Source organism: Bremerella alba, from assembly GCF_013618625.1.
Lineage (GTDB): Bacteria > Planctomycetota > Planctomycetia > Pirellulales > Pirellulaceae > Bremerella > Bremerella alba.
The window spans coordinates 44,747-64,138 of record NZ_JABRWO010000017.1 but is presented as its reverse complement, the minus strand read 5'-3'; the positions used below and the strand labels follow the sequence as shown (position 1 = coordinate 64,138).

The window sequence follows — 19,392 nt, the reverse complement described above, 5'->3', positions numbered from 1 at the left end:
TGATGGGTTTCCACTATCGAGACGCATTGCGTCGTTTTCATAGCTTTTTTGGTGGCGGCAAGAACGCTGCATTCAATCGCCCGGTGCGTTCGCGAGGTCTCGAAGCCCTCGAAACGCGTCGTGTGATGTCGGCTGAACCGATTCAACTTGGTGCGATTTACCACGAAGAAGACGGTGCCGGTGGTGACGAGCACGGCGATACGTTTATCGTCACCTTTGATGGCGGAGCCAACGGAACCCAACTGAATCGTCTCATTATCGATGGCGACCAGATTCAGAATTTCGGCAACATTCCAGGGCTCAGCACGGGTGACGTGATCTTCGATATCACGCCGGGTGGCCTGGGTGCGGACGCCGCGTTTCCCTTTCAGATCATTTCCGCCAATGGAATTGATTCGATCACCGCAACCGTCACCGATGGCGGCAGTCGTTTGATCCTCGACTTCACCGGTTTCGATGCAGGCGAAGAGCTGCGGTTCTCGATCGATGTCGACGAAGTCATCATCTACGATCCCAGCAATCCAGACGAAACGCTGATCGACCCGATCGCTTCCGGTGCCGAATTCCACGGAACGCTGTTGACGGGTGAATTTTCGGCGGCTCATTACGAGAACGCCACCGTCAACACTAAGTTCATCGACATGTACGATACCAAGCTGGCCGAGTCTGGCTTGGATCTGCCTGCCGACAATTCAACCGGACATCGTGACCGAACCGATGGTGCGTTCGGCAGCATTGTTCAGCAGCCACTACCAATCACCATCAGTGGTACCGTTTACCACGACCCGAACCTCAGCCTCACGCAGGATGTTGGCGAAGAAGGCATCTCCGGCGTGTCGCTCACGCTGTGGAAGAAGGAAAACGGCGTCTTCGTCGACACGGGCCACTCCGTAACGACCGATGCCAACGGTAACTACTTGTTTGGGGAAGAACTCGGACTGCAGCCAGGCACTTACCAGGTGCGTGAAGCCCAGCCGACTGGCTACTTTAGCGTGGGCGCGGTCCCAGGTACCGTCGAAGGCGCAGACACCGGTTCCACTGTCTCAGGCGATCCGGACGTGTTGACCGAGATCAGCATCCCGTTAGGTGGTACGTCGGCAATCGACTACGACTTCGCGGAAGCCACCCCGGCGATGATCGACGGCTACGTCTATCACGATCGCGACAACGACGGAATTAAAGAGGCTGGTGAAGAAGGTATCGCTGGCGTCCAGATCCGCGTGCAAGGGGTCGACCTCCTGGGCAATCCTCAGTCGTACCTCGTAACGACGGATGCCAACGGCTATTACAAAGTTATCGGCATGCCGCCAGGCGTGTACGAAGTGCTGGAAGTCGTTCAGCCACCGACTTACCAGGACGGTAAGGATACCGCAGGTACCGTTAACGGTGTCATCAAGGGGACGGCAAACAACCCCGGCGACCGAATCAGCACCATTACCCTTAAAGGTGGTGACTCTGGGGTCAACTACAACTTCGGCGAAATCCGTCCAGCCGAAATCAGCGGGCGGGTCCACCTGACCGACCCCGAAGGCAACTGCTACGGCGAAGACATCGTCACGACTCCTGTCGAAGGTGCCGTGATCAATCTGTACGACAGCCAGGGCAATCTCGTGGCGACAACCACAACCGATGCCAACGGCGAGTACTTCTTTGGCAACTTGCTGCCAGGCGTGTACACGATTGAAGAGATCACTCCGCCAGGGCTGATTGATGGGGGTGACCATGTCGGTAAGATCGATGGCATCCTCGTTGGTAACCTGGATGGTAACGATCGGATTGCTGATATCGAACTGCTCTCCGGCGATTCCGGCGTTCACTATGATTTCTGCGAACACCTGCCGGCGAGTCTGTCCGGTTACGTCTATCACGACCGGAACAACAACGGCATTCGTGAAGCAGGCGAAGAGGGAATCGAAGGTGTTCTCGTTCAGTTGTACGACGAGAACAACATCCCTGCTGGCTTGGCCATTACCGATGCCAACGGTTTCTACGAGTTTGTAGGACTATCCAAGGGCCAGTATCACCTCGCTGAAATTCAACCGTTCGAGTACATCGACGGACTCGACACGGCCGGTACAATCTTTGGCACCACGGTCGGTGCTTCGGTAAATCCCGGTGACGAGATCAATACGATCGACGTCAAATGGGGCGACGAAGGTATTGAATACAACTTTGGCGAAATCAAACATGGTTCACTCAGCGGTTACGTCTACCACGACCGTAACGTGAACGGGACCAAGAACGATGGCGAAGAAGGCATCGGCAACGTCACCATCACGTTGATCAATACCGATACCAACGAAACGTTCGTTACCTTGACCGACGATAATGGCTACTACGAGTTCTTAAACCTCGTTCCCGGCAACTACCGCGTTATTGAAACGCACCCCATCGCCTACCAGGACGGAACCGACCAGGCTGGTACGATCAACGGTACCGTTCAAGGTGTGGCTGTGAATCCTGGTGACGAACTCAATAGCATCGCGATCGGCAGTGACGAGCACGGTATCAATTACAACTTTGGTGAGTACCTGTTCGCCTCGATTTCGGGTAGTGTCCATCTGACCGATGCCGACGGAAACTGTGACTTCAGCACGACGACCTCACGCCCTGTCGTGGGGGCTACGGTCCATCTTTACGATGCCGCCGGCAACCTGTTGAAGTCGACCGTTACCGATGCCAACGGTGACTACTTCTTCGGTGAGTTGCTACCGGGCACTTACACGATCGTTGAAGTGACGCCTCCGGGACTGATTGACGGGGGAGACCATATTGGCACCATCGACGGCATCCTGGTCGGTGAGTTTGCCGGCAACGATCGCATCGAAGCGATCACCCTGGTGGCTGGTCAGCATGGCGAAAACTACGACTTCTGCGAAAGCGAACCAGCCGACCTTTCGGGTTACGTCTACCACGACCGCAACAACAATGGCGTACGCGAAGCCGGAGAAGAAGGAATCGGGGGAACCACCGTCGAGCTATTCGATGAGAACGGCAACCTGGTCGATACGCTCGTCACCGACAACAACGGTTTCTATCATTTCACCGATTTGAACAAGGGCACCTACCGAATTGTCGAAACGCAGCCGACCGGTTACCTCGATGGCCTTGATGCGGCCGGTACCATCGGTGGTACGACGATTGGTTCGGCAACGAACCCTGGCGATGTGATCCACACGATCGATCTGAAGTTCGGGCAGTCCGGTATCGAATACGACTTCGGCGAAGTGCTGCCGACCTCGATCGGTGGTTTTGTCCACGTCGATCCCAACCAAGACTGTTTCTTCGACGATGACGAGCAGCCGATCGTGGGTGTGAAGATCACGCTTCTCGACGAGAACGGCAACGAGATCGCAACCACCTTCACCGATGCCAACGGACACTACGAGTTCACGGGCTTGCCGCCGGGGACCTACACGGTGGTCGAATCGCAACCCACCGGTTACTTCCAGGGTGGCCAGATTGACCGCAATGGATTGGCCGACGCCTCGGTGACCGATGTCATCTCCAGCATCATTACCCATTCCGGCGAGCATCTCGACGAACACAACTTCTGCGAGCTTCCGCCGGCTGCCTTGTCGGGTTACGTCTTCCAGGATGGCGATGTCATCTCGAATGCGACAGGCGAAGTCCCTGACGATATCGGGTCCATCCGCGATGGGCAACGAACGTCCGACGATACTCCGTTGGCCGGCGTCGTGCTGGAACTACGCGATGGCTTCTCGGGCGAGCCAATCCTTGGCAGTAGCGATTCCGTTCTGCAAGGGATTTACGGAGATGGACCTATCCGCATCGTCACCGATGCCAATGGTTACTACCGATTCGAGGGGCTCAAGACAGGCTTCTATGCCGTTTACCAGATTCATCCTGATGGCTACATCGACAGCATCGACACCGTGGGTTCGACCGGCGGTTTGGCCGTGAATCCTGGGACCGTGGGTCCGGAAGTGTCTGCCTTGTCGATCGATCCAGGCCACGATGCGATCATCCGGATCTTCGTTGTCGGGGGTACCGAATCGCAGGAAAACAACTTCAGCGAAATTCGCGTGGTGCCGTTCATTCCGCCACCAGAGTTCCCGCCTATCGATCCTCCAGTGACACCTCCGCCGGTAGCCGTTCCACCGCCAAGCCCAGAGCTGATCGCTCCTGCTCCGCTGTTGGCTTTGCCGCAGATCGTTCAGCCCTATGGCGGTTCGGCGGTTGGTTTTACCTGGCACTTGAGCGTGGTCAATGCAGGGGATCCGCGTGGCAAGGAGCCTGTGGCAACCTCGGAGTCGTTCTGGCTTACGTCGGCCAATGGGGACCTTAACCCTTGGAATACGGAAAACCTCGGCCAGGCCAGTTGGACGCTCTTGGCAGATGGTGAGGATGGCGAAGAGTCTGAGACGCTACATCGCCTGTTCGGGGCCAAAAATGCGATTCCGGTCGCCGGCGACTTCAATGGGGATGGCGTCAGCGAACTGGGCGTGTTCGTCGATGGAAACTGGTACATCGATCTCAACGGCAATGGTCGCTGGGACGAAGGCGACATGTATGCCAAGCTTGGCCACGATGGCGATCAGCCAGTTGTGGGTGACTGGGACGGCGACGGTAAGGATGACATCGGGATTTACGGCAAAGCCTGGCCGAATGATCCTCGGGCCGTGAAAGAAGAGCCAGGCCTGCCGGATGCGGCGAATCACTTCGTGTCGCTCGATAAGCCCAAGAACGTTCCGCCGAAAGAGGAGCATGCTCCTCACGGCACTCGCGTGATGAAGGTCGCCCAGCACGGCAAGTTCCGTCAGGACCTGATCGACCATACATTCCACTTCGGCGTGGGTGGCGATCATGCGTTGGTTGGCGACTGGAACGGGGATGGCATCAGCACCATTGCTGTCTTCCGGGGTGGCACCTGGCACATCGATACCAACGGTGATGGTCGCTGGAATCCCGAAGTCGATGCGGCGTTTGCCTACGGCGAAGGGGGCGACATTCCGGTTGTTGGCGACTGGAATGGCGATGGCATCGACGAAATCGGCGTCTATCGTGGCGGAGAGTGGATTGTCGACGACAACGGCAACCACGTGATGGAGCCGACCGATAAGGTCTTCCAGCTTGGCGATTGGGACGACGTGCCCACCGTAGGCGACTGGGATGGCGACGGTACCGACGACCCAGGCGTCTTTCATGCCAACGAAGAAGGCTCCGTTACCGTAGCCAGTCGCAAGGCCGGTTAGTCAGCGACAGGATATCCTACTGCCGGACAACACTCGTTTCCGGCAGTAAATTGCCAGCAAACCAAGAGAACCCCTCTTCGCCGCGAAAGTGAATGCTGCGAACAGGGGTTTTTTCGTCGACGCTGAAGACCTTCACGCGTAGCGATTCGATCGGCACGCTGACTGCCCCGGGCCACCCCCAAACAAACCGACCGCTGTTGTACCAACCTCCCTGGCCCCGTTCGAGCGTCTGCCAGTTGCCTGCTATCTTCGCTTCCACGGCCCAGGCCGTGTCAGGCTGAGGCTGATTGGGGTACGTGCCTGAGAGGGTCAGGAAGTTGACATTCACGGGTTGGTCCCAGGTTGCCGTCCAGGTAACCGCTTGCTCTTCGCTGAGAACACCCAGATCAGCCCTACTGGCAACACCGATCTCGTGCCACTGCGAATTGCGGACGAACTTGCCGGTCTTCGGGTTAAAGATGGGATCGCGGGCTTCACCTCGTTTGCCGGCATCCAACTGCGGGATGTTCGTCGAGATCTTCGCATCGACCAGCAGATTGTGCGCCGTGGAAGGAAGCACGATCGAGTTCGGATCGATCGTGCCAGCCCCCGAGATCAACTCGGCGGCCGGATCTGCCGGCGGCTTGGTAAGCGTTAAATAAGCAAACAGGTCGAGGATCTCTTCCGGAGCGAGCTGCTTCTCGATTCCCTCAGGCATCAGCGACGTGTCCGAGGTCTTCATCGCATCGACGTCATCTCGCGCGATCGTTTCCAGTTTGCCACCCTGCAGTTTGAGAACAACCCGCGACGGGCTATCCTCGACCAACAACCCCGACAAAACGCGGCCTTCAATCGTCAGCACCGTGACTGCTTGATAGTCCTTGCCAATGACCAGGCTGGGGTCGAAGACATTCGAGAGCAATTGCTCGAGATTACCCCGTCCGTTGACGGTGATTTCGGGACCCACTTCCTGCCCCTTGCCGTGCAGTTTGTGACACTGCCCGCACAGCTTGTTGTACACTTCGATCCCGCGATGAGGATTGCCCTGCTCTGAGGTGACCAAGCGTCGCATCTGTGCGACGATGAACGTCCGGGATGGATCTCGCCCTGTTTTGATGGTGCCATAGATCGAAGCTATCTGCTGGGCGACATTCGCGTTCGACGTGCTTACCAAACGTTGTAGCTGATTGATCGACAAAATGTCTTTCGCCAGCTTCCCGTTTTCAATCTGCGAAAGCAGTAAGTGTGTCCACGCAGGCCGCTGCAATAGGACTTCGATGGCCTTGGGGCGATTCTCGGACGAGAGCGCCTCGAGGCGTTCTAAGAGCAGCGTGGCGATGACGTCGGAGTCGGATTTGCCGAGCGTTTGAATTACCCGCCCGACTTCGGCTTGGTCTTTGCCGGAAGTTTCAAAGTAGTTGGTTACCAGCGTAATTGCCTGGGGATGCCCCGCGGCAAGCAATGCATCGAGCGCCGCGACGCGGCGGTCAGCGGGCTCGCTGGTCGAAGTAAACACCTGGGGCACAATCTGCATGGCTTTAGAGTCGTTCCAGGCAATTGCCAGGTTGGCCGCATGGTAGTAGCCGGGGTGCTTGTTGCCGGCCGCCATGACATCGGAAAGAGACTCGGCGAGTTCCGATTTAAGCTGAGCCAGCCGCTGGCCGGTTAACTCACGCGATTGTGTTTGCGCGGCAATTCTCTGCAGGCAAGCAGCCAATTGGCTTTCCTGCCCTTTTTGAGCCGTAAGTAGTTTCACCAGCGTCGCCACGTGTTCGACCGAAAGACTTCGTGTGCCGAGGATACGTCCAGCGGCTCTCGGTAACAGGGACAACGCGGCCTCGCTCTGTGCGTACGGCGATTGCTGCATCAGTGCCAGGTATTGGGGCGTTTCCTTTTCCAGCTGGGGATGCAGGTTTTGCCAGACGATGTGTGGAATCAGTTTGTCGCCTGGCGAGTGGTGCAAGACTTCCAAGAGGGTGGGGACCGTCGGCAGGTAATCTACTTGGGGAGCCAGGATAGCCACTTGCAATCGAACGTCAGGACTTTCGTCGTGGGCCAGTTCTCGAATTTTCTGAGCGATTTCAGCCTGGTCTGAGGCAACGGTTCCTTGGTAGCGAACAGCCCAATTTCGAAGTTGGGGATTCGCATGCGAGAGAAGTTTCAAAGAGAACTCCTCGCTGAGCTGTCGAGCACCAATGAGGGCCCACAATGCGTGAAGACGCGTCTTTTGAGCCGCCGACTCGTCGAGTACCACCGACTCGAGCTTGGGGATCGCTGCGGAGCTTGCTCGCTCGGAAAGAACGCGTTGCGCTTGATCTCGGAAGAAACGATTGGGGGAAGCAAGTCGGGCAATGAGTTGGTCGTCGGTTTCCTGGTTCAGGTCAAATAGTTGGGCTCGCGGCGTGTTTTCATAGCGAACGCGGTAGAGACGCCCTTTCAGGCGATCGACATCGCCGGGACGTGCCCTGGCATCTTGGTAGCAGTGGTACCGGTCGTACCAGTCGAGCACGTACAGACAACCATCCGGGCCAGTCTTCTGATCGACCGGCATATGCCAGACATCGTTGGCCGTGAGAAAGTCGGGCCGCGGCTTAGCAAAATAAGTGGAGCCATCTCGCTGAAGAACATCGACATTCACGCACCCACCATGAATGTTGCCCATGTACAAGCAGTCGCGGTACTCGGCGGGGTACGCGTCACTGTCGAAGTACTCGATCCCGCAGTACGCCGCCATTTGGTGCTTGTGATTGACGATTGACCCAAGCTCCCAGGTATGCGGTGGGTAAGGTCCGCCTTGCCGACGGTAGTAACCGCTTTCGGTCAGATGCCAGAGGTGGTCAATCACACAGGCACTGACAAACGCCTCGCCGTTGGGATCGAACGCGATGCCCCAAGGGTTGCTGGTCCCTTCGCTAAAAAGCTCGAAATCGTGAGTCCGCGGATCGATCCGAAACAGGGCGCATGTGAATACAAAATCTTGGCCACGATGCTTTACGTGGCTGTGGTTAAATACGCCGTTCAAGCCGTAAAGGTAACCATCGGGACCCCATGTCAACGAGTTCGGCAACTCATGGGTATCGGTCCTACCGAAGCCGGTGACAATCACTTCCGTCTTGTCCGCTTTCAAGTCGCCATCGGTATCTTGCAGGAAAAGGATGTCCGGGGCATTCGCCACCCACACCCCCCCGTAGCCAACGGCGATGCCGGAGGGAATGTTCAGCCCTTCGGCGAAGATGGTCACTTTGTCGATCGCGCCATCTTGGTCTGTGTCTTCCAGTACCTTAATGCGATCGCGTCCGGGACCAGGCGATAGGCGTGGGTATTCGAAACTCTCGGTGACCCAAATGCGTCCTTTTTCGTCGAATGTCATCGCAACCGGATTCACGATGTCAGGTTCTGCCGCGACCGCTTCCACGGAAAAACCGCTCGGGACGGTCATCTTGGAAATCGCATCCGCCGGCGAAAGGGGCGGTCCTGGAATGCCTTGTTGACGTCGAGGAACAAACTCTTGGTCGTTCTCGGCTGCTTCAATGGCAGAAAAAACGGTCAGAATGAGGGTCGCAAACGAGACAATTCGAAAAAGAAGGCAAGCCATCAAGGAGCTTTCCGAGGAGAGGGTGGGGCCACACGCGAGGGAAAATGTCTCTCACTAATGTAGAAGCTAACGACACCAATTCCAATCAAAACGAGACTGGTGTGTTAAATCGGGTAGGCAGCTTGTGAAATTGCTTAGCTGCACGCCTACGCCAAGTAAGCAGCAGCGATCAGGACTGCCAACACAATCCAAATGCCCAGTTGTTGGTCTGGGGGGCCATAGAAAAGAGCGATACCAAGCCCCAGCAGTGTGAGCGTAGTCCCCAGCAGTCCGGCAATTCGCCGAAACATTTGCACCGCGAGCTTCTCGGAGGCCGCGCGTGCTTCCTCCGCGCGAAGCGGGCCCCAGGTTTCCGACTCCATTCGCTTTCGCTCGTTGGCCATCATGACTTTGGCCGTACGCAACGCTTCGACCGCTTCCTGCTGTTGTTTCTTATCCTCGGCAGAAACAAATTCTTTGGCCTGAAGCTCGTCGACCGTTTGTTGCAACGGGGCAAGTTCCGATGCCTCGCGTTGTTCAAACTCTTGCTCCGAGATACTTCTTTCCGCGGAAAGCCCATCGATGCGAGCCTGGTCGATTTGATCGCAACCTCGGGTAAACACGATACAAAGCAGGCCTAGCAGAATGCCCGACTTCGCAATTTGCATCAATAACGTGGAATCGAGCTCCGCAGTGATGCCCTCCATCGGAGGGGGCTTCATGGGGGTTGGGTTAAGTTGTGCTGAACTCGGCGAGCCTCCCATAAAGCCCGAATCACTGGAACGGCTCGGACGAGATCGAAAAAGCCCGTCGATCGTTTTCGCCGGAACCCAATCGGTGTAACCGGTACACCAGACAAGAGTCTCGGCTTTAATGACCCCTTCTTCGGCCAATTGCCAAAATTTAGTCGCCGAGACGGGGCCTACGTGGGCGTCGTCGACGGCGTAGTACCACCGCAGTTCTGATTGGGTCGAGCTAGAAGACGAGGGCATTCGGGCCAATCCATTCCCACGCGAAGTCGTAAAACAGGGTGTTCGGGAACTAACAGGCTCAAACCACCGGCGATCACTGTTCGCTGGTTGGTTTGCATCTTGGGGGCATTAACCTGCTGAATCTATGGGGTAATGAACTTGCTCATTAGTTGCAAGGGAATTTTACCCCGTTTAAACTTTCCTTACATAAGGTTTACCTGCGAATAAGGTATCTCCTATTCTATCCCACGGCGAACGCGCCTTCCATAATCGCCTCCCCGACCAGAGTCCTTCCCAATATTTTCAAGGAATTGGCATGATTAGCCGGTACACAACGATCGCACTGCTTCTGTTTACAGGGGCCATCCCTTCGCTGGCTGCAGAGAACGATCAGGATTGGCCTCAATGGCGAGGTCCCGACCGAAACGGTAAATCGTCTGCGACCGGTTTGATTTCTGATTGGGAAGAAAAGCAGCCCAAGCTGTTATGGATGGCCGAAGGGCTCGGCGAAGGTTACGCCAGTGTTTCGATCGTGGGCAATGACCTCTACACCACCGGCAACTTCTCTGATGGTCAGGCTGTTGTTTGTTTTGACCTGGCCTCGCAGAAAGTCGCCTGGAAGCAAAACCTGACATCGAAAGTCCCCAAGCACGGCTACACCGGCTCGCGCTGCACGCCGACGGTCGACGGAGAAGACTTGTACGTTGTGATGTCGGAAGGGACCGTCGCACGTTTGAACCGCAAATCGGGAGACATCGTCTGGCAGCGTAATCTCCAAGAAGAGTATGGTGCGGCACTGCCTAGCTGGGGCTTCGCAGAATCGCCACTGATTGACGGTGATAAATTGATCTGTGGTTCTGGATCGTCCAAAGCCCTGCTGGTTTGTCTTGATAAAAAGACCGGCCGCGAAATCTGGGTGACCCCCCGGGGCGACGCTGATTTAGGCGAAAAGGGCAAAGATGAGGCAGGCTATTCTTCGACTCTCGTTTGCAATGCTGCCGGCAAGAAGCAATACGTCAAATTGATTGGCCGCGGTTTGATTGGTGTCGATGCCGAGACCGGCGAACTTCTCTGGTCGTACAATCAAGTCGCCAACGGTGTGGCCAACATTCCCGATCCCGTGATCGACGGAGATTACATCTTCGCTTCCACCGGCTACCAAACGGGGGCAGGGCTGGTTCACTTAAAGAACAACGGCGGCAAGATTGAAGCTGAAGAAGTTTACTTTCTCGATGCGAAGACGTTCCAAAACCATCATGGCGGAATGATCAAGGTGGGCGACTACATCTACGCCGGCACCAAGCATAACAGTGGCTTTCCGATTTGCGTCGAAATGAAGACCGGCAAAGTCCAGTGGGGAGGCGACTTCCGACCTGAGGGAAAAGGATCAGCCGCAATTCTTTACGCCGACGGCAATTTGATCTACCGCTATCAATCGGGCCTTCTCGCACTCGTGGAAGCGAACCCCAACGAGTACGTTCTCAAAGGAACGTTCACGCCTGAATTTCAGGAGAAAGAAAGCTGGTCGCATCCGGTAATCGTGGATGGCAAGCTTTATCTTCGCGAGCAAGACAAGCTGATGTGCTACGACCTAAGTTCCTAAGACACCAGCGTTCATTAAATGCCAAGGCTGCCGAGTTGACTCGGCAGCTCTTTTTTATCCCAAAACGATCAGTCGTCCCTTCTAAGGGAGTTGAAAGCCCGCAACGGCTGTGATTAGATTGGAAAGTTCCCCAAAAGAGAATTAACGTTCTCTTGCGTTATTATTTGTATTTCACCCTGGTGAGTTGATCTCGATGACAAAAAAGCAAGTTTGGACCTTCCTCAGCACATTCGCGCTGCTGCTCAGTTTGGGCAGTGCGGCGCTCGCCAAGGAACCCACCGCTACCGATCCCAAGCACTTCAAGGTTGCCGATGGTTTCAAGGTGGAACTTCTCTACTCGGTGCCGAAAGATCAACAGGGATCTTGGGTCAGCATGTGCGTCGGCCCAGACGGCAATCTGATTGTCTGCGATCAGTACGGCAAGCTGTATCATGTTGCGGTGCCGGATGCAGGCACCAAGGGTGAAGTCGCGGTGACCCCCATCGATGTCGAGATTGGCGGAGCCCAAGGTTTGATCTGGGCGTTCGACAGTTTGTACGTCGTGGTCAATAGCGGTCAGTTTCCCAGCGGACTCCATCGCGTTACCGACAGCAATGGAGATGGCAAGCTTGATAAAGTCACCGAGCTTCGCAAGCTCAAAGGTGGCGGCGAGCATGGTCCTCATGCCATCATGTTGCACCCCGATGGCGAGCACTTAGTGGTTGTTTGTGGTAACCAGACCAACGAGACCGAATTTGCAACCTCGCGCGTGCCGCAAGTCTGGGACGAAGACCTGATGCTGCCACGTATTTTTGGCCGCGGTTTCATGCGAGACAAAATGGCCCCCGGCGGATATATCGCCAAGATCGACCCCGAAGGCAAAGAGTGGGAGTTGATGGCCGTTGGTTTCCGAAATGAATACGACGCCGCTTTCAACCAAGACGGAGAGCTGTTCACTTACGATGCCGATATGGAGTGGGACCTGAACACGCCTTGGTATCGCCCGACCCGCATTTGTCATGTTGTCAGTGGTGCCGAATTCGGATGGCGCAATGGATCTGGCAAGTGGCCAGAGTACTACCCAGACAGCACCCCGGCCACGATTGATATCGGCCCTGGCTCTCCGACCGGCGTTGCATTCGGCTATGGGGCCGACTTCCCGCAGAAGTATCAGGACGCGTTCTACGCTTGCGATTGGAGCTACGGCAAGCTGTACGCGGTGCACTTTGAAGAGGACGGAGCGTCCTACAAGGCAACCGCCGAAGAATTCATCACCGGCACGCCGCTGCCCCTCACCGATATCATCGTGCGACCTGCCGACAAGGCCCTTTACTTCACCGTGGGTGGCCGTAAGGTTCAGTCGGGCCTATACCGAGTGACCTACGTGGGGGACGACCGCGCCGAAGAACAGGTCGCCTCGTCCGACAGCAACGACAAGATGGAACTTCGTCGTGAACTAGAGAAGCTGCATCTGGCCCAGGATTCGTCTGGCAACGACCTCGCTTTGGCGAACCTCGGAAGCGACGATCGTTTCATCCGTCAGGCGGCCCGCATCGCTCTCGAGCATCAAGATCCGGCCACCTGGCAAGCCAAAGCACTCGCACTCAGCGACGCCAACAGCGTGATTAACACGGCCATCGCGTTGGCTCGTACCGGCGATGACTCGCAGCGAGGCCAGGTTCTGGACAAGCTCGACACGATCGACTACGCCTCGGCCAGCAAGTCGCAGAAGCTCGATCTCATACGGGCCTATGGCTTGGTGCTCATGCGAATGGGAGACGACGCTGCGGTTCGTGACCGCTACTTGAAGAAGTTCGAACCGCTACTGCCGGCCCAGTCTCCGGAAGAAAATCGCATGCTGGCCGAACTGCTCGTTCGCTTGCAATCGCCGGTCGCTGCCCCGCGTCTGGTCGCGTTGCTGGAATCGACTCCAACGCAGGAACAGCAGATCGAACTGGCTAAAAGCTTGCGACTGCTGAAAGCTGGCTGGACCGATCAACTACAAGAGCGTTACTTCCGTTGGTTCCACAAAGCGGCGACCTATCGCGGCGGGGCCAGCTTCGCGTTGTTCGTCCAGGACATCAAAAAGGAAGCCGTCGAGAATCTTTCGCCTGAACGCAAAAAGGCCTTGGCTTCCATTCTGGATCATAAGCCAACCTCCAACGCCCCTGTGTTTAGCGGCAAGCCTCGCACGCTTGTGAAGAAGTGGACCGTCGAAGATCTGGCAACCGTTGTCGAACCTTCAGCACTGAAGAACCGCAACTACGACCGGGGGCGACAGCTATTCGGTGAAGCAAGCTGCTTTGCCTGCCATCGGTTTGCCGAGCAAGGCGGGGCGATTGGTCCCGACCTGACCGGCCTCTCGGGACGCTTCAGTCCTCGCGACATCCTCGAGTCGACCCTCTTGCCGAGCAAGCAGGTAAGCGACCAATACCAGGCCGTCAAGATTTTGACCGAAGACGGTAAGGTTGTGGTGGGTCGTATCGTGAATCTGCATGGGGACGTGATCAAGGTGAACACCAACATGCTCGACCCGAACGCGATGACCGATGTCAACCAAAACCAGATCGAAGAAATCGCCCCATCCGACAAATCGATGATGCCGGAAGGATTGCTGGACAACTTTACCGAAGACGAGATCAAGGACCTGATGGCTTATCTTCTGTCGCGAGGCGATCGCAACAACGCGATGTTCAGCGAGAACTAGAGATCAACCGAAGCCCAAAAAAAGAAAACCACGATGGAGACCCATCGTGGTTTTTTTGTTAAGTGCCGAAGAGAGGACTTGAACCTCCACGTCCAAAAAGGACACTAGGACCTGAACCTAGCGCGTCTGCCAATTCCGCCACTTCGGCCTATGTTGTAGGCTGGAAACAACCATTTATGCCTGTGGATGCCTCTTTTTTCAAGGACCCCTCCGGCCAAAAAATGGTCTGCGGTCTTAGTTTTGCCTGAAAAACCAATTCAACCCGTCTAGAAAGACGTCGATCGGTAACTCAGACCGCTTTCAGCTGGCTTTGCCGTGCCGAGATATTCGCCACCAAGGCCTTAATCAGCGCGACGATATTCTCTTGGCCGTACAGCTTCGGGTCCATGTGGAAAATCGAGTGCTCTAGCACGTTCTCAAGGTCGACACGTCGCAGGTCGCTGCGGTTCAGGTAGCGCATGCTCCACTCAGGAAAGACCCGCTCGTCGTGTTCGCCCAGGTCGACCTTGTTGACGATATCGTGACGGCTGTCTTGCCCGATGACCTCCATCAGGTCCCACACGACTTCCCGGTCTTCCCCTTCCAGGTACTGAAAGAATACGCCGTGGTCGTAACACAAATAGCCCGTAATACCTAAGACGGCGTTCTTAGACGAGGCACGGGTAGCAATCCCGTCGAGATCAAGTTCCGAGGCATCGACGGTACTGTAACTAGCATAAGCAAGCGCAAACAAATGAGAATCCTTTTCGAGGTATCAGCGGTTTCGAGCCGCCGGCTGCTTCCTACTTCTGTCCTCATCTTCGTATCGATCTACCGCGAATTCAATCAAATTCAACAATCCACATACGTTACTGCTTTTCGCACAGCAAGTTTGGGGGATCTAACAGGAAGTTGCATCTTAAAACGGCATCGAAGCGAGCCAGAGGAAGGATGGCTCGGAAGATATCGCTAGCAAGCATTTATTTCTTTTGACTAGTGAACCCCATAATTTTATTCTCTGGTAACGCTCTAGGGAAACCAGTTAACATAGAAGTTCATCGATTCCTTCGAGTTCCCCTCGCTTATCCCTCCCTTAGTGCGTGCATTACGGTGCATGCCCTCCCTCCTATCTCTCCGTCGAGTTTTTGCATGTTACGCCACCGCTCACATTGGGTGATGATTCTTGCTTCGTTGTTGCTAGCGATTGTCATTCACGCCATGCTTTCGGCTCAGGGCCTACCTACCCAGCGTTCGGTTGCCACCTCTCCCTTTGGCATTCAGGTGATCGATGAAGCCACTGGTCGCGGCGTGCCGCTGATCGAACTGCGGACAACTAATGAAATCCGACTGGTGACAGACAACGCAGGCTGGGTCGCTGTGGATGAACCTGGTTTGATGGGGCAGAAGGTGTTCTTTGCGATCACCGGGCATGGCTATGAATTTCCGGCCGATGGCTTTGGCAAACGGGGCCGGGCTTTGGAGGTTCTGCCAGGCAAGTCGGTTCAGTTGAAGGTCCATCGAAAGAACATTGCCCAACGGCTTTATCGAATCACCGGTCAGGGGCAGTTTCATCACTCGACTCACCTCGGCATGCCGAGTCCTTGGCGGCGTCCTAATCTGAACGCCCAAGTGATGGGCCAGGACTCGACCCAGGCAGTCGTCCTAGGCGACCGAATCTTGTGGACATGGGGCGATACGGCGAGGGCATCTTATCCGCTGGGCAACTTCGCGACCTCAGGTGCCTGGTCCCAACTTCCAAAGGATGGGGGAATGGATCCGGCGCTCGGGATCGATCAAGCATATCTCGTCGACGACACCGGTTTCAGCAAGCCCATGTACCAGAACGATATCGACGGAACCGTCATTTGGATGCATGGCCTCTTCACCCTTGAAGACAACGACGGACAGACGAAGGCCGTCACCCACTACACCGTTCGGGAAGGGCTTGGCAAGCAGCACCGTAGCGGCATCGCCGTGTTCAACGAAGAGAAAGAGCTGTTCGAGCAGGTTACTCAGTTTCCGGAGTCAGTACGGCTTTACCCACAAGGACAAGCGTTCAAGCACACCGACGACGACCAGGCGTACATCTATTTCGCGACGCCTTACCCCATGCTGCGCGTTCCGGCCAAGTGGGATGCCGTTCTCGATCCTGCTCAGTACGAAGCCTGGACGTGCTTAGAAGAAGGTGCCCAGTTCCATCAGAAGAGCCCTCAACTTGCCCGAAACCCGCAAGGCAAGCTCGACTATGCCTGGCGAAAGGGAACCGATCTGGTGGGTGCTCAACAGCAGCGACAACTAGAGCAAGCCGGATACATTCAGCCCGGCGAAGGTTGGATCCAAACAACCGATATCGACCAAGGAAGAAAGATCACGCTGCATCGCGGTTCGGTTCGTTGGAACGATTATCTCGACTGCTGGGTGATGATCGCCAATGAAATTCATGGGGAAGAGTCGGACCTGGGCGAGGTCTATTTCCTGACCTCGAAGACAATCCCCGGCACGTGGGAGAAAGCAAAGAAGATCGTCACCCACGACAAGTACACATTCTACAACCCGGTGCAGCACGCCTTCCTCGATCAGGCCGACGGAAAGCTGATCTACTTCGACGGCACCTACACCAAGCAGTTCTCTGCCACCCAGGTTGGCACGCCTCGGTACGACTACAACACCATCATGTACCGGCTCGATCTCTCGGACGAGCGTCTCAATACGATGAAGTAGTTCCGGCGACGAGCCTGTATTTTGAGTATCTTTGCGATGCCATTGAACATGGTTTCTGTGCATCGGTTTCCTTGGATCGAACAAACCGTATTTTGGCGTATACTTCCCGCAAAATGCGTTTTTTTAACGTCGAACTCGGTTGTTATGGCTACCCGACCTGAATACGATTTGAGCGATGCTTAGCCGTCTAGGCATTTAAATCTTTTCTTTTCAGAATACTTGTCGATCGGTGCCTTATGCCATTATCTCAACGCGTTCGTTCTGGTTTTACGTTGGTCGAATTATTGGTCGTGATTGCGATCATCGGTGTTCTTATTGCTTTGCTTTTACCAGCGGTACAGCAAGCTCGTGAAGCCGCACGTCGAATGCAATGCAGCAACAATCTCAAGCAACTTGGACTATCGTTTCATAACTTCCACGACACCTTCGGTTATCTGCCGCCAGCCGCTTTGCGGAACGAATACGCGAGCTTCTATCCGCTGATCATGCCGTATCTAGAACAAAAGAATGTGGTCGATCAGTTGGATCTTGAACTGCCGATGACTTCGGGCGACAACGACACATTCATCAAGACAGATGCGGCCTCCTTGTCGATGCTCCTTTGTCCTAGCCGCCGTAGCGGGACTCAGATTTCCGAGCTTGGTGCCGCCACCGATTATTGCATTACCGGCAACCGTGAGAGCACGAATGAATGCGACCGGCTAGATGCCGATGATGCCACGCCGGGGCGGCACTATAGCGCGTTGATTCTGGCCAAGGGCGGTACCGTTGATAGTGGCAGTCGCCTAACCGGTTGGAAGTCTCAGACAAACTTCGCGAGCATCACCGACGGTCTGTCCAACACGTCGGTCCTCGGTGAAAAATATGTCCCCACAAGCAATATTAACAAGCATGCCAACGTGGGAGATGGAACGCTTTATTACTGGCACATAAGTGACTGGAAGACCTGGATGATTATCCGAAACACGAAGTTTCCTCTCATGCGTGGCCCTAATATCACTACCGGTGAGTACCGAAAGAGCTTGGGGAGTTATCATCCCGGCATCAGTCAGTTTCTGATGGCAGATGGAAGTGTTCGAAATGTCGCCAACAATGTGAATCCAGAATTTACACTGCTCATGGCCGATCGCCGCGATGGACGCGTGAATAACTACGACCAATAACCTTCCTCGCGTCTTGTTTCATGGCGACTTGCGGACGTCCCTTTGCTGTGGACGTTCGCAATCTTTTCTGTCCTGATAGACCCATTTCGAGCAGGATTCTTCTCATGCAGATGCAAAATACTTCCGTAGCTACATTACTTTTCGCGTCAACACTTCTTGGTTTCCTGGGATGCAGCGGAAGTGGCGGTGCGACCGAAGTGGTTACCGGAAAGGTTAGCTTCGCCGATGGATCGCCGGTCTCAGGCGGCACCATCGTTTTCGCCGACACGCAAAACAACTCGAGTTCCGTGGGCTACATCAAAGAAGATGGAACCTATACGCTCGGTACGTTTGGCGAATCAGACGGTGCCCCGAAAGGCCGTTACAAAGTGACCATCATCGGCAGTAGCGACTACGGAAAGTCTTCTCCGATCAGCTCGAAGTTTGCCAACCAGGATCAAACTCCGCTGACGGCTGAAGTGGTCGATGGAAAGAATGTCATCGACTTTCAAGTCGACAAAGGCCGGTAGGGCCAAGTCGTTTAGAACGGAAAACCGATCGGTTAGACGCTGCGAATCTGCCTAACCTGCACGTCGGTTCACGTCGGTGGTCGTGTCTTTGTCGCTGGAAAGGACGCGAAGTTGCGGACGGCTGACATCCACACCGCGGCCTCGGCTGCGAGCCTGGATAAAGCCGCGTTCGCTTTCGGCCAGGAACTCGGCGAAATGCAACGCAGGGCTCAGCGGGAACTCGCGGCGAACACGCTGCAGGGCTTCGCGATTGGTCAGGTTCGATCGGAAGATGATGCGGTACGCTCGCTTCAAATCCGAGACCTGCTCTGGCGTGAAGCCGCTTCGCTTCAGGCCAATGATGTTCAGTCCCACCACCAAGCTCGTGCAACCATCGACGGTCACATAAGGAGCCACATCTTGAACGACGTGTGCCTGACCGCCGACCATGGCATTGCGGCCAACGCGGCAGAACTGGTGCACGGCAACGGCGCCGCTGACGTAGGCGCGGTCTTCGATGACGACGTGTCCACCTAGCATCACGTTGTTGGTGATGATTGTGTTGTTTCCGATGATCGTGTCGTGGCCAACATGGGCTTGGACCATCAGCAGATTGTTATCGCCGATCACGGTATTCTTGCCAGGTGCCAAACCGCGGTGGATTGTGGTGAACTCTCGGATGACGTTGCCCGTACCGATGATGACGTCGCCGAGATCGGTTCCGGCTCTTAGGTGCTGAGGAGGACCACCAATGACAGCATGTTCGTGGACTTTGTTATTGGCACCTAGCGTGGTGCCTTGCTTGATGGAGACAAAGGAATTCAGCTGGCATCCATCTCCCACCTTCACATTTTCTTCGATGACACAGAACGGGCCAATCGTGACGTTCTCGCCAATCTCCGCCGAAGCATGAATGATTGCGGAAGGGTGGATCTGAGTCACAGCAAATCCTTTTGCTGAAGGTCGAAGATGGGTATCGATAATATCGCTGCGATGCAAACGGGCCTTCTTG

The 19,392-nt window shown here is 55.4% G+C and carries 10 protein-coding genes and 1 tRNA gene; 6 read left to right on the top strand and 5 right to left on the bottom strand.

All coding sequences use genetic code 11. The features are described from left to right. Positions 1 to 2: 2 nt before the first annotated feature. Entirely contained in the window at positions 3 to 5,216 is a 5,214-nt protein-coding gene (locus HOV93_RS23610; protein WP_207399022.1) for an SdrD B-like domain-containing protein, read from the top strand. 16 nt (positions 5,217 to 5,232) lie between these two features. On the opposite strand, the gene HOV93_RS23605 is transcribed toward HOV93_RS23610, so the two are convergent. Both HOV93_RS23605 and HOV93_RS23600 read right to left on the bottom strand, forming a co-directional pair. Then, the gene (locus HOV93_RS23605; protein ID WP_207399021.1) at positions 5,233 to 8,790 is read right to left on the bottom strand and encodes a PVC-type heme-binding CxxCH protein; all 3,558 of its coding nucleotides are present in this window, start codon (positions 8,788 to 8,790) and stop codon (positions 5,233 to 5,235) included. Between the two features lie 146 nt (positions 8,791 to 8,936). After that, entirely contained in the window at positions 8,937 to 9,761 is an 825-nt protein-coding gene (locus HOV93_RS23600; RefSeq protein ID WP_207399020.1) for a DUF4339 domain-containing protein, read from the bottom strand. A 295-nt stretch (positions 9,762 to 10,056) separates the two neighbouring features. Between HOV93_RS23600 and HOV93_RS23595 the strand changes: the two genes are divergently transcribed. Beyond that, positions 10,057 to 11,343: a PQQ-binding-like beta-propeller repeat protein gene (locus tag HOV93_RS23595; RefSeq protein ID WP_207399019.1), complete on the top strand. Its 1,287-nt coding sequence runs from the start codon at positions 10,057 to 10,059 to the stop codon at positions 11,341 to 11,343. A gap of 193 nt (positions 11,344 to 11,536) precedes the next feature. Beyond that, positions 11,537 to 14,029, top strand: coding sequence for a c-type cytochrome (locus HOV93_RS23590; RefSeq protein ID WP_207399018.1), 2,493 nt, complete (start codon positions 11,537 to 11,539; stop codon positions 14,027 to 14,029). A 63-nt stretch (positions 14,030 to 14,092) separates the two neighbouring features. On the opposite strand, the gene HOV93_RS23585 is transcribed toward HOV93_RS23590, so the two are convergent. Continuing rightward, positions 14,093 to 14,177, bottom strand: a tRNA-Leu gene (locus HOV93_RS23585). 141 nt (positions 14,178 to 14,318) lie between these two features. Beyond that, positions 14,319 to 14,762 (bottom strand): BLUF domain-containing protein, encoded by a 444-nt coding sequence (locus HOV93_RS23580; RefSeq protein ID WP_207399017.1) that lies wholly within the window; start codon positions 14,760 to 14,762, stop codon positions 14,319 to 14,321. 395 nt (positions 14,763 to 15,157) lie between these two features. Between HOV93_RS23580 and HOV93_RS23575 the strand changes: the two genes are divergently transcribed. From HOV93_RS23575 to HOV93_RS23565, 3 genes are all read left to right on the top strand, one after another. Next, complete coding sequence (locus HOV93_RS23575) at positions 15,158 to 16,729, top strand: hypothetical protein (RefSeq protein WP_207399016.1); 1,572 nt, start codon at positions 15,158 to 15,160, stop codon at positions 16,727 to 16,729. Between the two features lie 236 nt (positions 16,730 to 16,965). Beyond that, positions 16,966 to 17,892 carry a DUF1559 domain-containing protein gene (locus tag HOV93_RS23570; RefSeq protein WP_207399015.1) on the top strand — a complete coding sequence of 309 codons (927 nt, stop codon included), beginning with the start codon at positions 16,966 to 16,968 and terminating at the stop codon, positions 17,890 to 17,892. A 104-nt stretch (positions 17,893 to 17,996) separates the two neighbouring features. After that, on the top strand, positions 17,997 to 18,401 hold the full coding sequence (locus HOV93_RS23565; RefSeq protein WP_207399014.1) for a carboxypeptidase-like regulatory domain-containing protein: 405 nt from the start codon (positions 17,997 to 17,999) through the stop codon (positions 18,399 to 18,401). Between the two features lie 51 nt (positions 18,402 to 18,452). On the opposite strand, the gene lpxA is transcribed toward HOV93_RS23565, so the two are convergent. After that, a complete protein-coding gene (gene lpxA / locus HOV93_RS23560) occupies positions 18,453 to 19,322 on the bottom strand; it encodes an acyl-ACP--UDP-N-acetylglucosamine O-acyltransferase (protein ID WP_207399013.1) in 870 nt (289 codons plus the stop codon). Positions 19,323 to 19,392: the final 70 nt, after the last annotated feature.